The organism is Archangium sp. (genome assembly GCF_057119385.1).
Genome location: NZ_DBNGVP010000043.1, coordinates 33290 through 47096, shown reverse-complemented (window position 1 = coordinate 47096; position 13807 = coordinate 33290). Strand labels below are relative to the sequence as shown.

Genomic DNA, 13807 nt, shown 5'->3' with positions numbered 1-13807 from the left:
GCTAGATAGCAGGCCCATGGCCATTCAGGGATACGACGCACTCGACGCCACGGCGCTCGCCGAGCGGGTCCGCGAGAAGGAGCTCCAACCCATCGAGCTGGTGGAAGAAGCCATCTCGCGCATCGAAGCCGTCAACCCGAAGCTCAACGCCGTGGTCCACAAGATGTACGACCAGGCGCGCAAGGCCGCCGCGGGCCCGCTGCCCCAGGGGCCCTTCTCCGGGGTGCCCTTCCTGGTGAAGGACCTGGACGGCTATCTGGCGAACGAGCCCTACGCGGGCGGGTGCCGGGCACTGGTGGGCTTCGTCCCGGACCACGACGCGGAGCTCATGGCGCGCTTCCGCCGCGCGGGCGTCGTCATCGTGGGCAAGACGGCCACGCCCGAGCTGGGCATCCTCGGTGTCACCGAGACGGTGCTCAACGGGCCCACGCGCAACCCGTGGAACCCCGAGCACACGCCGGGCGGCTCCAGCGGAGGCTCGGCGGCGTGCGTGGCGGCCCGGGTGGTGCCCATGGCGCACGGCGGCGATGGCGGTGGCTCCATCCGCATCCCCGCGTCCGCGTGCGGCCTCTTCGGGCTCAAGCCGACCCGCGCCCGCAACCCACTGGGCCCCGACGTGGGGGAGGGGTGGGGTGGCTTCGTCCAGCAGCACGTGCTGACCCGGAGCGTGCGGGACAGCGCCGCGATGCTCGATGCGACCCAGGGGCCGGACCTGGGCGCGCCCTATGCGGTACTTCCCCCCGCGCGGCCCTTCCTCCAGGAGGTGGGCACGCCGCCCGGCCGCCTGCGCATCGCCTTCTCCACCGCCTCGCTCTACGGCAAGCACGTGCACCCGGACTGCAAGGCTGCCGTCCAGGACGCGGTGAAGCTCTGCCAGGAGCTGGGCCACGAGCTCGTCGAGGACGCGCCCAAATTCGATCGCGAGGAGCTGGTGCGCTCGTACCTGGTGAACGTCGCGGCCAACACCACGGTGCAGATGGACGAGATCGCCCGGGCGACCGGCAAGCCCGTGACGGCGGACGACGTCGAGCCCTCCACCTGGGCGCTGGTGCAGCTCGGCGGCATCCTCACCGCGGCGGACCTGCAGCGGGCGCGCAACACCATGCACCGGGCCGGCCGGATGATGGCGGCCTTCCACGAGCGGTACGATCTCTTCCTGGACGCGACGCTCGCGTACCCGCCGGTGCGCATTGGCGAGCTGGCGCCCAAGCCCGCCGAGCTCGCGGCGATGGCCATGCTGCGCAGGCTCCCGCTCAAGCCCGTGTTCCTCAAGCTGCTGGACGTGCTCGCCGCCAACTCCCTGGAGCGGACGCCCAACACGCAGCTCTTCAACCAGACGGGGCAGCCGGCCATGTCCGTGCCGCTCTACTGGAATGCCGCCGGACTGCCGGTGGGCGTGCAGTTCGCCGCGCGCTTCGGGGACGAGGCCACGCTGTTCCGCCTCGCCTCGCAGCTCGAGCAGGCGCGCCCGTGGGCCGGCCGCAAGCCGTCCTGACCTCCAGAAACACCAAGGGCCTGCCCCCGAGGTTGGGAGGCAGGCCCTGGATCGAGCCTCTATCGTCGAGCGAAGTGGCTCAGGTCCCCATCAGATGGGGCGCACGTTCTGCGCCTGCAGGCCCTTGGGGCCGCGGGCGACGTCGAACTCAACGCGCTGGCCCTCGGCCAGGGTGCGGAAGCCCTCGGTCTGGATGGCGGTGTGGTGGCAGAACAGATCCTCGCCACCGCCCTCCTGCGTGATGAAACCGAAGCCCTTCGCGTCGTTGAACCACTTCACAGTACCAGTCGCCATTACTTGTCTTCTTTCTCGTCCGACGCGGTGGAATGCGCCGGATCTCCGCCGCTCTGTGCGATCGGAGGCCCCTATCTGGCAGCTTTGAGGGAACAAAGGAAGTCCCCCCTTTCATTTCTTGGCGAAAAGTGTCGGGGAGTCACCCGGAACGTCCGATGAAGAGCGTATGGAGCGGCCCACCGCCCTTGCCTCGTGCCGGGGTTTCCACGACGTCCGTGGCGAACCCGGCCCGTTTCAGCCGCGTGACGAAGGCCCCGTCCGGTGAGGCGGACCACACCACCAGCACGCCCCGGGGCTTGAGGGCGCGCCGGATGGAGGCCAGCCCCCGCTCGCCGTAGAGCCAGCGGTTCTCCTCCTGGGTGAGCGCCTCGGGGCCGTTGTCCACGTCCAGAAGGACCGCGTCATAGTGCCCCTCCGCCTGGCGGAGCAGCTCCCCCACGTCGCGTGTCTCCACCTTCACCCGGGGATCCTCCAGCGGCCGTCCGGCCAGGGGTCCGAGGACACCCAGGTTCCACGTGACGACGGCGGGGACCAGCTCCGAGACCACCACCTCGGCTCCCGGGGGGAGCCGCTCCAGCGTGGCCCGGACGGTGTAGCCCAGCCCCAGGCCTCCCACGAGCACCCGGGGCCGCTTGCCGCCGAGGCCCGTGCAGGCCACCTCGGCCATCTTCTCCTCGGAGCCGTGCTGGCGGCTGGACATGAGCTCGCGGCCATTCACCCGGATGGCGAACTCCTCGCCCCGTTGGTGCAGCACCAGCTCTCCGCCGCCCGGCGCGGGCGCCCGATCAATCACCTTCCACGGCTTCATCGTCCCGCTACCTTACGCGTTCCCGAGGCAGCGTGGAGGTCCCCTCTCCCCCTGGGTGAGGGAGAGGGTGAGGGTCCGCCGCCCCCTAGCGGGCCTCGGCCGACTCGTCCTGGCCCACCTCGGCCATCAGCGAGGCCAGCTCGGCCTTGAGCTTGTCCTTGGCGCGGATCTCCAGCTGGCGGGCGCGCTCGCGCGAGAAGCCGAAGTGCTCGCCCAGCTCGCTCAGCGTCATCTCCGCGTCGCCCATCACCCGGTTCTCGATGATGAAGCGCTCGCGCGGATCCAGCCGCTGCAGGGCCATGCGGATGCGCTCGCGGGTCATCTGCGCCTGCTGCCGGTCGGCCACCTCGTCCACCTGGGAGGCGGACTCGGACTCCACGAAGTCCAGGTGCGTGGCGTCGCCCTCCTCGCCCACGGGGGCGTCCAGGGACAAGTCACGGCCGCCCATGCGCTGCTCCATCTCGCGTACCTCGGAGGCCTTCACGTTGAGCTTCCGGGCGATCTCCTCGGCGTCCACGATGGCGCCATCCCCCGAGCCCAGCTTCTCCAGCTCGCGGCGCGTGCGGGCCAGGCTGAAGAACAGCCGGCGCTGCGCCTGCGTGGTGCCGAGCTTCACCAGCGACCAGTTCTTCAGGATGTAGTTCTGGATGTACGCGCGGATCCACCACACCGCGTAGGAGATGAGGCGGATGCCCTTGTCCGGATCGAACTTCTGCACCGCCTTCATCAGGCCGATGTTCCCCTCCTGGATGAGGTCGGACATCTTGATGCCGTAGGAGCGGTACTCGTAGGCCACCTTCATCACGAACCGCAGGTTGCTCGTCACCAGGCGGTGGCCGGCGGACAGGTCGCCCGAGCGGAAGTTCCGGGCCAGCGTCTGCTCCTGCTGCACGGTCAGCAGCGGGTACTGGCTGATGTCCGAGAGGTACGTGGTGAGGGTTTCGGCGGAGGAGAGGGAGTGGGAGGCCTGCATGGAGTCTCTCGGGGGATGGAGGACGTTGAGCTTCGCGCTGCGACTTCGTGCCCATTGCCAAGAGCAACGGGGATGCCAGCCGCCAACTGGCACCGTTCCTCAGTGAATGCGCGGGGTTGCATCGCGAGCCCATCGTGCCTAGGGCGGAACCCTGTCGTATTTACAGGGCCGGTTTTGGAGGTTTTTTCGGGCCCCACCTGGACGTACGGAGGCCCACCTCCTGCCCTCGGGTAGGCGGCTGCGGGATTCCCGTGGAGAACCTCGAGCGCATCTTCGAGCCCTTCTTCACCACCAGGCCGGTGGGAGAGGGGACGGGCCTGGGGCTGTCCATCAGCCACGACATCGTCCGGGGGCTGGGAGGAACGCTCTCCGAGGAGCCGCGCCCCATGGCGCCCGGGCGTCACTCCGTGGCCTGAACCCCAGAACTTTCGACGTGCACGGCCGTTCCCCGTGGGCTCCTATTCTCGGGTCCAGGGAAATCCATGCTCGAACACGTCGTCCCACGCGCCCTCCTCGCCCTCCTCACCGTGGGCCTCGTCCTTCCCCCCGTCCATCAGCAGATCCTGGCCGCCCGGGCGGACACGGGTTCACTCGGCGGGCCCGGCCGGCAACTGACCTTCATCAGCACCGACAAGCCCCTCTACCGGCCCGGTGAGCAGGTGATGGCGCGAGGGCTCGTGCTCGAGGCCCAGGGTCATACCCCCCTCGCCAACCAGGTACTGGCCCACGTGGAGATCCGGGGTCCCAAGGGGGATGTCGTCACCTCCTCGCAGGTGGTGAGCGAGCACTCGGTCTGGGGCTACTCCTGGACCGTTCCGGAGGACATGGCCGGGGGCGAGTACACGCTGAGCGTCTCCTATCCCCATACGGGCGAGGCCCCCGCCGAGCGCAAGTTCGACGTCCGGGCCTATCGGGCGCCCCGGCTCAAGTCGCAGATCGAGTTCCTCCGTGATGGTTACGGACCGGGGGACACGGTCACCGCCACGCTCGACGTGAAGCGGGCCGAGGGGGGCATTCCCTCGGGCGCCCGGGTCACCGCCACCGCCCTGGTGGATGGCGTCACCGCGGCGCAGGTGACGGGCGTGGTCGACGCGCGGGGGTTGTGCACCGTCAGCTTCAAGCTGCCTGGCCGGATCGAACGGGGCGAGGGCTCGCTCGCCTTCGCCATCGAGGACGGCGGGGTGGTCGAGACGGCGGCCAAGACGATCCCCATCCTGCTGCGGACGCTCGATCTCACCGTGTATCCGGAGGGCGGTGACCTGGTGGCGGGGCTGCCCTCGCGCGTCTACTTCCAGGCGCTGACGCCCGCGCACGAGCCCGCGGACCTGTCCGGCGCGGTGATCAACCTGGCCACGGGCGAGGTGGTGGCGCGGGTGCGCTCGGAGCACGAGGGCCGGGGCCGCTTCGAGCTGACCCCGAAGGCCGGTGTGAAGTACGCGCTGCGCATCGACGAGCCCTCGGGCATCCGCACGCCCTTCCCGCTGCCCGAGGTGAAGGCCCGGGGCGCCGTGCTGCGTGCGAGCGAGGACGTCATCCCCGCCGGACAGCCCGTGGTGCTCACCGTGGGGCTGTCGGGGGTGAAGCAGGCGAAGCTGACCCTGAGCCAGCGGGAGGTGGAGCTGGCCTCGTCCGTGGTGGATCCGAACGAGAAGGTCATCCTCAACCCGAAGGACGCGGACGGGGTGCTCATCGCCACGGTGTGGGACGCCGACGGCCGTCCGCTCGCGGAGCGGCTGGTGTTCCGCCAGCCCGCGAAGGCCCTGTCCATCGAGTTGAAGGCGAACAAGCCGCGCTACGTGCCGGGCGACCGGGTGGAGCTCACCGCCCGGACGACGCGCGGAGGCAAGCCGGTGCCGGCCCTGGTGATGCTCACCGTCACGGACGACGCGGTGCTGGAGCTCATCGAGAAGCGGGATCAGGCGCCCCAGCTGCCGGTGATGGTGCTGCTCGAGCCCGAGGTGCGGGAGCTGGCCGACGCCCAGATCTACTTCGACGAGAAGAACCCCAAGGCGAAGCTGGCGGTGGATCTGCTGCTGGGCACCCAGGGCTGGCGGCGGTTCGCGCTGGCGGACGCCGAGCAGTTCGTGGCCCAGCATGGAGATCTGGCCCGGCGCGCGCTCGCCGTCCGGGTGCCACTGCCGCAACCGGAGCCGGTTTTCGAGGCGGCCCCCGCCGGGGTGATGGCCGGAGGGCCGCCCCGCATGCGCGCCCTGGTGCCCCAGGCCGCGGGGGTGCCCCAGGCCGCGCCGGTTGCCAAGGCCGTGCCGGCTCCCGCGCCCGTGAAGGCTCCGCCGCCCGCGGCCGTTGCCGCGAAACCCGTGGCGCCCAGGGGCAGGGTGGAGGCGGAGCGCGGGGCCAGGAAGGAAGCCCCGCGGAAACAGGCGATCGCCGCGGACAGGGACATGCCAGCGGAGGTGCTCATGCGGGAAATGACCCAGGACGAAGAGGTCAGGGTCTATTTCCGCGAGTACGCCCACACGGTGCGGCCCGGGCGCGAGCCGGGGGACCGCATGGACTTCACCGAGACGCTCTTCTGGAACGCGGGCGTGCGCACGGATGCGAAGACGGGAGAGGTCCGCGTCTCGTTTGGCCTGAACGACTCGGTCACCAGCTTCAAGGCGTTCGCGGGCGGCGTGGGGGACGATGGCGCGCTCGGCTCGGCGGTGGCCACGATCGAGTCGGTGCAGCCCTTCTATGTCGAGCCCAAGCTGCCGCTCGAGGTGACGTCCGGGGATGTGATCCACCTGCCGCTGGCGCTGGTGAATGGCACGTCCACGGCGCTCCAGGGGGCGGCGGTGAAGGTGGACCTGCGCGGTGACGTGAAGGCGTCCTCCTTCAGCGGGGTGAACCTGGCCGCGAACGAGCGGGCCCGGCGCATCCTGGAGCTGAAGGTCGGTTCCCAGTCCCGGCCCGTGGAGGTGTCGCTCACGGCGAGCGCGGGCAACTACGTGGACACGGTGAAGCGCACGCTGAGCATCAAGCCCAATGGCTTCCCCATCCATGCCTCGTTCGGCGGGCTGTTGTCGTCACGGCAGCCGGTGGTGCACGCGGTGACGCTGCCGGCCAACCTCGTGCGCGGCAGCGTGAAGTCCTCCATCGCGGTGTACCCCTCGCCCCTGGCCAACATGACCGAGTCGCTGGCGCGGCTCATCCAGGAGCCCTCCGGCTGCTTCGAGCAGACGAGCTCGACCACCTATCCGATGACGATGGCGCAGCAGTACTTCCAGACGCACAGCGGGGTGAGCCCCGAGCTGGTGGCGTCGGCGCGCGAGAAGCTGGAGACGGGCTACAAGCGGCTGGTGGGCTTCGAGTGCCCGGAGAAGGGCTACGAGTGGTTCGGAGAGAATCCGGGCCACGAGGCGCTCACGGCGTTCGGGTTGATGCACTTCAGCGACATGAAGCAGGTGCGGGACGTGGACGCCGCGATGCTCGAGCGCACGCGGGCCTGGCTGCTCAAGCAGCGCGATGGCAAGGGCGGCTTCGAGCGGAAGCGGCGCGCGCTGCACACCTGGATCGAGGACCCCGACACCTCCAATGCCTACATCCTCTGGGCCCTGCTGGAGAGCGCGGACAAGCCGGCGGAGCAGGCGCGTGAGCTGGCCAAGGAGGTGGGCGCGTTGAAGGCGGCCGCCACCCAGAGCAAGAACAGCTACGTGCTCGCACTCGCCGCGAACGTGATGAAGCTCGCGGGGGAGGGGGCCGAGGCCCGCAAGCTGATGGAGCGGCTCGCCGCGAAACAGGGGAAGACCGGGGTGGTGGAGGGGGGCACGCAGTCGATCGTTGGCAGCTCGGGCGAGACGCTCGAGATCGAGACCACCGCGCTGGCGGTGCTGGCCTGGCTGAGGGAGCCTGCTCATCTGGTGAACGTGGAGCGCTCGATGCGCTTCCTGGCGGACTCGTGCGAGGGAGGCCGCTACGGCTCGACCCAGAGCACGGTGCTCGCGCTGCGAGCCATCGTCGCCTACGACCAGGTGCGCTCGGCGAAGCGGGCGCCGGGCTCGGTCCGCGTCTATGTGGACGGCCGGCCCGTGGGCAGCGCCGTGAAGTTCGATGGCAAGACGCAGGAGGCGCTCAAGCTGCCGGACGTGTCCGAGCTGCTCAGCGCGGGCGAGCGGAAGATCGAGCTGCGGATGGAAGGCGGCTCGGAGCTGCCCTATTCGATCGAGGTCACCTACAACGCCTTGGTGCCGGCCAGCTCGCCGGACACCCGGGTGGACCTGGAGGTGGCGCTGGCGAAGAACTCCCTGTCCGAGGGCGAGCCCACCGAGGCGCGCGTCCGGGTGACGAACCGGAGCGACGAGAAGCTGTCCACCACGGTGGCGATCTTCGGCGTGCCGGGAGGGCTCGAGGTCCGGCATGACCAGCTCAAGGAGCTGGTGAAGAAGCACACGGTGGACGCCTACGAGGTCATCGGCCGCGACGTCGTCCTCTACTGGCGGGGCATGGAGCCGCGGAAGACGCTGGAGGTGCCGCTGTCGCTCATCGCGGCGGTGCCGGGTACCTACACGGGTCCGGCGAGCCGCGCGTACCTCTACTACGCGGACAATCACAAGGTCTGGCGCGACGGCCTGAAGGTGTCCATCGCTCCGAAGCAGTGAGTGCTTCCCGGCCGGGCAGGCCTTCACACCTGCCAGGACCCGGACATCCGGTGCGTCCCCCTCCTTGATTCGGACTCCTCGCGTGTCTACCTGACGCATCGCACCGAGGCGCGAGGACCCTCCCGTGGGTGGGTTGTTGTGCTATGCGCTCAGGCGGGCCGGACGGGATTCCGCTGCCTTCGGGCACGTTTCACGTCCAGTGAACGAAAGGCACGATTCGATGGCGTCACTCACCGAGACGTTGACCAACCCGAACAAGAAGGCGGCGGTCATTGACGACTGCTGCACGCTCATCGACGCCGAGGTCGCCGACAAGGGCGGCATCTCGGGGCTCGCCATCAAGGCGGGCTACAGCGCCGTGAAGAACATCAAGCCCGGCTTCATCCGGCACGCCGTGGAGGATCTCCTCCCCGACTTCGCCAAGGCGCTGGATCCGCTCTTCCAGGAGGCCAAGACGGGCGGGAAGCCGGTGGGGGCGCACATCACGTCCAACGCCGGGCGCGCCGCGGATGCGCTGCTCACCATCACGGATGGCAAGGTGCGCAACGCGCAGAGCGGGCTCGTCAAGGGCACCTACGAGAAGCTGCGCGGCACGGCGAAGAAGAACGTCGAGGCCGCCATCCCCCGCATCGGCAAGCTCCTCGAGAAGCACGGCGGCTGAGCGGTGGGGGGAGTCCCACGGGGACTCGAGTCGGGCTGAAGCAGGGTCTGGAGGCCCTGCTCCGGCGTCTACCGGCGGAACTTGTCCGTGGCCTCGACGAGCGCGCTCGTGGTGCCCGGCTCGAAGGCCGCGTGTCCCGCGTCCGCGATGATCTTCAGCTCCGCCTCCGGCCACGCCTTGTGCAGCGCCCAGGCGCTGTCCATGGGGCAGCACATGTCATAGCGGCCCTGGACGATGACGGCCGGGATGTGGCGGATGCGCGGCACGTCGTCCAGCAACTGCGTGTCATTGCGCAGGAAGGCGCGATTGACGAAGTAGTGGCACTCGATGCGTGCGAAGGCGAGTGAGAAGTCGTCCTCGCCCAGGTGCGCGATGTAGTTCGCGTTGGGCGCCAGGTAACTGGTGCGGCCCTCCCAGATGCTCCAGGCCCTCGCCGCCTCCTGGCGCACCTTGGGATCGTCCCCCATCAGCCGCCGGTAGTAGGCCTGGACCAGGTCTCCCCGCTCCTCGGGAGGGATGGGCGCGAGGTAGTCCTCCCACGCGTCCGGGAAGATGGTGTGCGCGCCGTGCTGGTAGAACCAGCGGATCTCCTGCTGGCGCAGCAGGAAGATGCCGCGCAGCACCAGCTCCGAGACGTGCTCCGGGTGCTTCTGCGCGTAGGCCAGCGCGAGCGTGCTGCCCCACGAGCCACCGAACACGAGCCACTTGTCGATGCCCAGGTGACGGCGCAGCGTCTCCATGTCCTCCACCAGGTGCCAGGTGGTGTTCTCCTCCACGCTCGCGAAGGGCGTGCTCTTGCCACAGCCGCGCTGGTCGAAGAGGACGATCCGGTACGCCGCCGGATCGAAGAAACGCCGCTGCTTGGGATCCGTGCCGCTGCCCGGCCCACCGTGCACGAAGACCACCGGCTTGCCCTTCGGGTTGCCGCTCTCCTCGAAGTAGAGCTCATGGAGGTCGGACACCCGGAGGCGGCCGGTGTTGTACGGCTCGATGGGCGGGTAGAGGGTGCGAAGCTCGGTGGTGGCCATGGGCGCGCACCCTAGCAGACGGTCGCTTCAATGCACGCCGGTCTTCAGGAAGACGCGGAGCGCTTCCGCCACGCTCCACGCCTGGGCGACGCATCCGCGCGGCCGGTATGGCTCCGTGGCATCGAAGATCTCGCTGATCTGCCCCACGCCCGAGTGCTCCAGGTGCTCCTCCAGCCCCTTGAGCAACGCCCGCGCCGCCGTCTTGTCCGTGTTCACCTTCAGCGTCGCGTCCACGTAGTGGCCGATCAACCAGCCCCACACCGTGCCCTGGTGGTAGGCCGCGTCGCGCGCCCGCAGATCTCCGTCGTACTTCGGCTTGTAGTCCGTATGTCCCGGCGCCAGGCTCCGCAGGCCCACCGGCGTCAGCAGCTCCCTGCGCACCTTCTCCAGCACAGGCTCCCACTTGTCCCGCCTCAGCACCGGGTACTTCAACGAGATGGAGAACACCTGGTTGGGCCGCACCGCCGGATCATCCCGCCCGTCCTCTCCATCCACCACGTCGAACAGGCACGCCTCCGGCGCGTTCCAGAAACGCCGGTTGAAGCTCGCATACGCCTTCTCCGCCGCCGCCGCGTAGGGCCTCGCGTCCTTGCCCAGCCGCTCCGACCACTCCACCATCAACCGCAGCGCGTTGAACCACAGCGCGTTGATCTCCACCGGCTTCCCGCGCCGCGGTGTCACCACCCAGCCGTCCACCTTCGCGTCCATCCACGTGAGCTGGTAGCCCTCCTGCCCCTGCGTCAGCAGACCATCCGCTGGATCGATGCGGATGTTGTGCCGCGTGCCCCGCTGGTGGTGCTCGATGATGCTCGCCATCGTCGGGTAGAAGTCCCGCAGCAACTCGTGGTCCTTCGTGTGCTCGAGGTACCGGTCCACCGCGTGGAAGAACCACATCGTCGCGTCCGCGGTGTGGTACAGGCCCTCGTGGCCGCCCTCGGGGAAGAGGTTGGGCAGCAGGCCGTCGCGCACGTAGTGCTGGAAGGTGCGCAGGATGGCCGCCGCCGTGCGGGGCCGGCCCGTGCACAGCGTCAGCCCCTCCAGGGAGATCATCGTGTCCCGGCCCCAGTCCGTGAACCAGTGGTAGCCGGCGATCACCGAGCGCGCGTCCTGACCCACCGCGCGCGCCCAGGCGTCGTCCGCGGGGCGCATCGGGTCGATGATGAACTGGTCCGCCGCCAGCACCAGCCGCGCCGGCACGCCCGCGCGCGCCTCCTCCGGTACCCGCACCAGCAGCCGCCGCTCGCGCTCGTACTCCAGCTTCAGCGTCTCCACCGGGTCCCGCTCCAGGATCGTCCAGTCCTCCGTGGTGACGCCCAGCGCCAGGTGCTCGCCCGGCCGCAGGGTGCACTCGAAGCAGCCCGGGCTCGTCAGCGTCTCCTCGTAGTCGTACCCGCGCGACTTCTCCACCCGGAAGAACTGGGGCGTGCTCGTCTCGCTCAGGCTCACGAACGGTACCGAGCAGGGCGAGTAGATGCGCATCCGCATGGGGGGCGCGTGGTCCGTGGCCTGCATCTCCACGCGCGCGCCCCTCAGGTGCACGACGGGCTCGAGCAGCGTGTGGTGCAGCTTGTCATCGTGCATGCGCAGGGCCGGGAAGGGGCGCAGCCGCAGCGTCACCTCCGGTCCCGACAGGTGCTCCCACAGGACGACGAGCGTGTCCTCCCCGTGCACCAGCGCCAGCTTGCGCTGCAGGCGCGCCTCGCCCACCTGGTAGATCCAATGCGGCACCAGGCCGTCCAGGTGGAAGCCGCGCAGCAGCGTGGGGCCCTCGGCCACCTGCGTCCCGTCCGCGCGCTCCTCCGCGTCCAGCCGGTACGTGCGGCCTTCCACCATGGCATGCTCGCTCAGCCGTGCCAGCATCACCGTGCGGCCGCGCTTCTCCATGCCGGGAATGAACAGCCCGTGGTAGCGCCGCGTGTTGCACCGTGCCACCGTGCCCGAGGCGTACCCGCCCCGCCCGTTGGTCACGAGCCACTCGCGGGTGATGACGTCCGAGAAGTCCGCGCCGGTGGGCCAATCGAAGGCGAGCCGGGGCAGGGAGGGGCACTCAGTTCCAGGGGTCACGTCTTCGTCTCCTCGCTCGCGAGCACGAGCGATGTCTGTCCAGGCACCCTCATGCGCGTCTCGTTCGCGAAGGAGGGGCTTCCCATTCCGCCGTAGCGGACCTGCTCAGAAGCCAGCAGGAGGCTCCACTTATTTCCCGGAGGCGGTGCCAGCAGCGGCTCGGGGCACGGGGCCACCTCCAGCTCCGTCCCCAGGTTCAGCACCACCAGGCGGTCGCCCTCCTGCTCGCTTCCGAAGTAGCGCAGCACCAGCGCGTGCGGTGACAGCACCGCCCCCGCGATGTTCCTCAGGTCCTGCGCCGCGAACACCGGATCCTCCCGCCGCAGCTTCAGCAGATCCCGGTGCAGCGCCAGGGCCGAGGTGTTCTTCTCGCGCTCGGACCAGTCCAGCTTGGACAGACGGAAGGCCTCCTCGCCGAAGGGCACCTGGTATCCCTCCTTCTCCAGCGCATGGCGGGCGCTCGCGAACTGGGAGAGGAAGTCATTACGGCCCTTGCGCACCAGCTCCTGCAGCTCCGCGTGGTGGTCCACGAAGTAGAGGAAGGGCGAGGAGGCGAAGAACTCCTGGCCCATGAAGAGCATGGGCGTCTGTGGCAGCAGCAGGAGGAACGTCGTCAGCGCCCGGGCCCGCGCGGGCCCCGCCTGCTGGTGCAGCCGCTCGCCCTTCAGGGCGTTGGCGAGCTGATCATGGTTCTGCAGGTAGAAGACGACGTGCTTCGCCTCCGTGCGCAGCAGCGGCGTGCCCCGGGGCTTCTTCTGCCACTGGTAGTACTGCCCCTGGTACAGCGAGTTGCGCAGCACGCACGACAGCAGCTCCTGCGCCGTGCCGCAGTAGTCCTGCAGGTAGGCCTCGGAGCGGCCCAGCGCCGCCACCTTCGCCGAGTGGTGGAAGTCATCCACCCAGAGGGCGTCCACGCCGTACCCTCCCTGGGTGGGAGGCTTCACCAGCTTCACGTCTTGGGGCTCGTTCTCCCCGATGAGGAGGACGTTCCGCTTCCCCGCGGCCTCGCGCACCCGCTCGACGAGCTCCCCGACGATGTTGCGGGGCGAGGCGTCGTACAGGCTCTGCGTGGCGTCCACGCGCAGCCCGTCGAAGTGGAACTCGGACACCCAATAGCAGGCGTTCTGGATGAAGAAGTCGCGCGAGGGGCCGGCCGCCTCCCCGTCATCGAAGTTGGTCGGGTCGCCCCACTCGTTGGGGTACTTCTTGTTGAAGTAGCCCTCGGAGTACTGGGCCAGGTAGTTCCCGTCCGGCCCGAGGTGGTTGTAGACGACGTCCAGGATGATGCCGAGCCCCAGCCGGTGGGCCTCGTCCACCAGGCGCCGCAGCGCGTCCGGGCTCCCGTAGGCCGGGTGGGGCGCGTAGAGCTGCACGCCGTCGTAGCCCCAGTTGAAGCGGCCGGGGCAGGTGTGCAGGGGCATCAGCTCCAGCGTGGTGACGCCCAGCTCCTGGAGCAGTGGCAGCTTCCGGGCCGCGGCCTCGTAGGTGCCCTCGGGGGTGAAGGTGCCCACGTGCAGCTCGTAGAGCACCTGGCCCTTCACGGTGATGCCTGGCCACCCCTCGTCCTTCCAGGCGTAGCGCGTGGGATCCACCACCTGCGAGGGGCCATGCGGGCCCTCGGGCTGGAAGCGCGAGCAGGGATCCGGGAAGGCCTCTCCGCCGTCCAGGCGGTACTTGTAGAGGCTGCCCGCCGGGACGGGCAGGGTGCCCTCGTAGTAGCCGCGTCCGGTGTGCTCGAGGGGCAGGTAGCGCAGACCGCCCGGCTCATGGAGACAGACGTCCACCCGCCGGCGCCGGGGTGCCCAGACCCGGAAATGGGTGCGGCCATTCTCGAGCAGGCGGGCGCCGAGGGTGAGTTGGAAGCTTCTGGACCCCAATGGCTCCTC

Annotated in this window: 10 protein-coding genes; 4 read left to right on the top strand and 6 right to left on the bottom strand. The window is 69.5% G+C overall.

The features are described 5' to 3' along the window. The first annotated feature begins 16 nt into the window (after positions 1-16). A complete protein-coding gene (locus tag AC16DP_RS10000; protein ID WP_329731038.1) occupies positions 17-1495 on the top strand; it encodes an amidase in 1479 nt (492 codons plus the stop codon). Between the two features lie 90 nt (positions 1496-1585). Here AC16DP_RS10000 and AC16DP_RS09995 read toward each other — a convergent pair whose 3' ends face one another. From AC16DP_RS09995 to AC16DP_RS09985, 3 genes are all read right to left on the bottom strand, one after another. Beyond that, positions 1586-1789 carry a cold-shock protein gene (locus AC16DP_RS09995; protein ID WP_043433126.1) on the bottom strand — a complete coding sequence of 68 codons (204 nt, stop codon included), beginning with the start codon at positions 1787-1789 and terminating at the stop codon, positions 1586-1588. 139 nt (positions 1790-1928) lie between these two features. Then, positions 1929-2597: a spermidine synthase gene (locus AC16DP_RS09990; RefSeq protein ID WP_329731037.1), complete on the bottom strand. Its 669-nt coding sequence runs from the start codon at positions 2595-2597 to the stop codon at positions 1929-1931. 85 nt (positions 2598-2682) lie between these two features. Beyond that, positions 2683-3570, bottom strand: a complete 888-nt coding sequence (locus AC16DP_RS09985) for an RNA polymerase factor sigma-32 (RefSeq protein WP_329731036.1) — start codon at positions 3568-3570, stop codon at positions 2683-2685. A 47-nt stretch (positions 3571-3617) separates the two neighbouring features. Here AC16DP_RS09985 and AC16DP_RS09980 point away from each other — a divergent pair, with 47 nt between their 5' ends. The 3 genes from AC16DP_RS09980 to AC16DP_RS09970 all read left to right on the top strand — a co-directional run bounded on the left by AC16DP_RS09980 (position 3618) and on the right by AC16DP_RS09970 (position 8829). Continuing rightward, on the top strand, positions 3618-3986 hold the full coding sequence (locus AC16DP_RS09980; protein WP_329731035.1) for an ATP-binding protein: 369 nt from the start codon (positions 3618-3620) through the stop codon (positions 3984-3986). Positions 3987-4052: 66 nt separating this feature from the next. Continuing rightward, positions 4053-8168, top strand: a complete 4116-nt coding sequence (locus tag AC16DP_RS09975; protein WP_329731034.1) for an MG2 domain-containing protein — start codon at positions 4053-4055, stop codon at positions 8166-8168. Between the two features lie 220 nt (positions 8169-8388). Continuing rightward, positions 8389-8829 carry a DUF6918 family protein gene (locus AC16DP_RS09970; protein WP_329731033.1) on the top strand — a complete coding sequence of 147 codons (441 nt, stop codon included), beginning with the start codon at positions 8389-8391 and terminating at the stop codon, positions 8827-8829. Between the two features lie 68 nt (positions 8830-8897). On the opposite strand, the gene pip is transcribed toward AC16DP_RS09970, so the two are convergent. Genes pip through treZ form a run of 3 tightly spaced genes read right to left on the bottom strand, consistent with a single transcriptional unit; the run spans position 8898 to position 13798 of the window. Further along, positions 8898-9857, bottom strand: a complete 960-nt coding sequence (pip, locus tag AC16DP_RS09965; protein WP_329731032.1) for a prolyl aminopeptidase — start codon at positions 9855-9857, stop codon at positions 8898-8900. A 27-nt stretch (positions 9858-9884) separates the two neighbouring features. Then, complete coding sequence (locus AC16DP_RS09960; RefSeq protein WP_329731031.1) at positions 9885-11921, bottom strand: amylo-alpha-1,6-glucosidase; 2037 nt, start codon at positions 11919-11921, stop codon at positions 9885-9887. Continuing rightward, positions 11918-13798, bottom strand: coding sequence for a malto-oligosyltrehalose trehalohydrolase (treZ, locus tag AC16DP_RS09955; RefSeq protein WP_329731030.1), 1881 nt, complete (start codon positions 13796-13798; stop codon positions 11918-11920). Before treZ ends, AC16DP_RS09960 begins: the two co-directional genes overlap by 4 nt. Between the last annotated feature and the right edge of the window lie 9 nt (positions 13799-13807).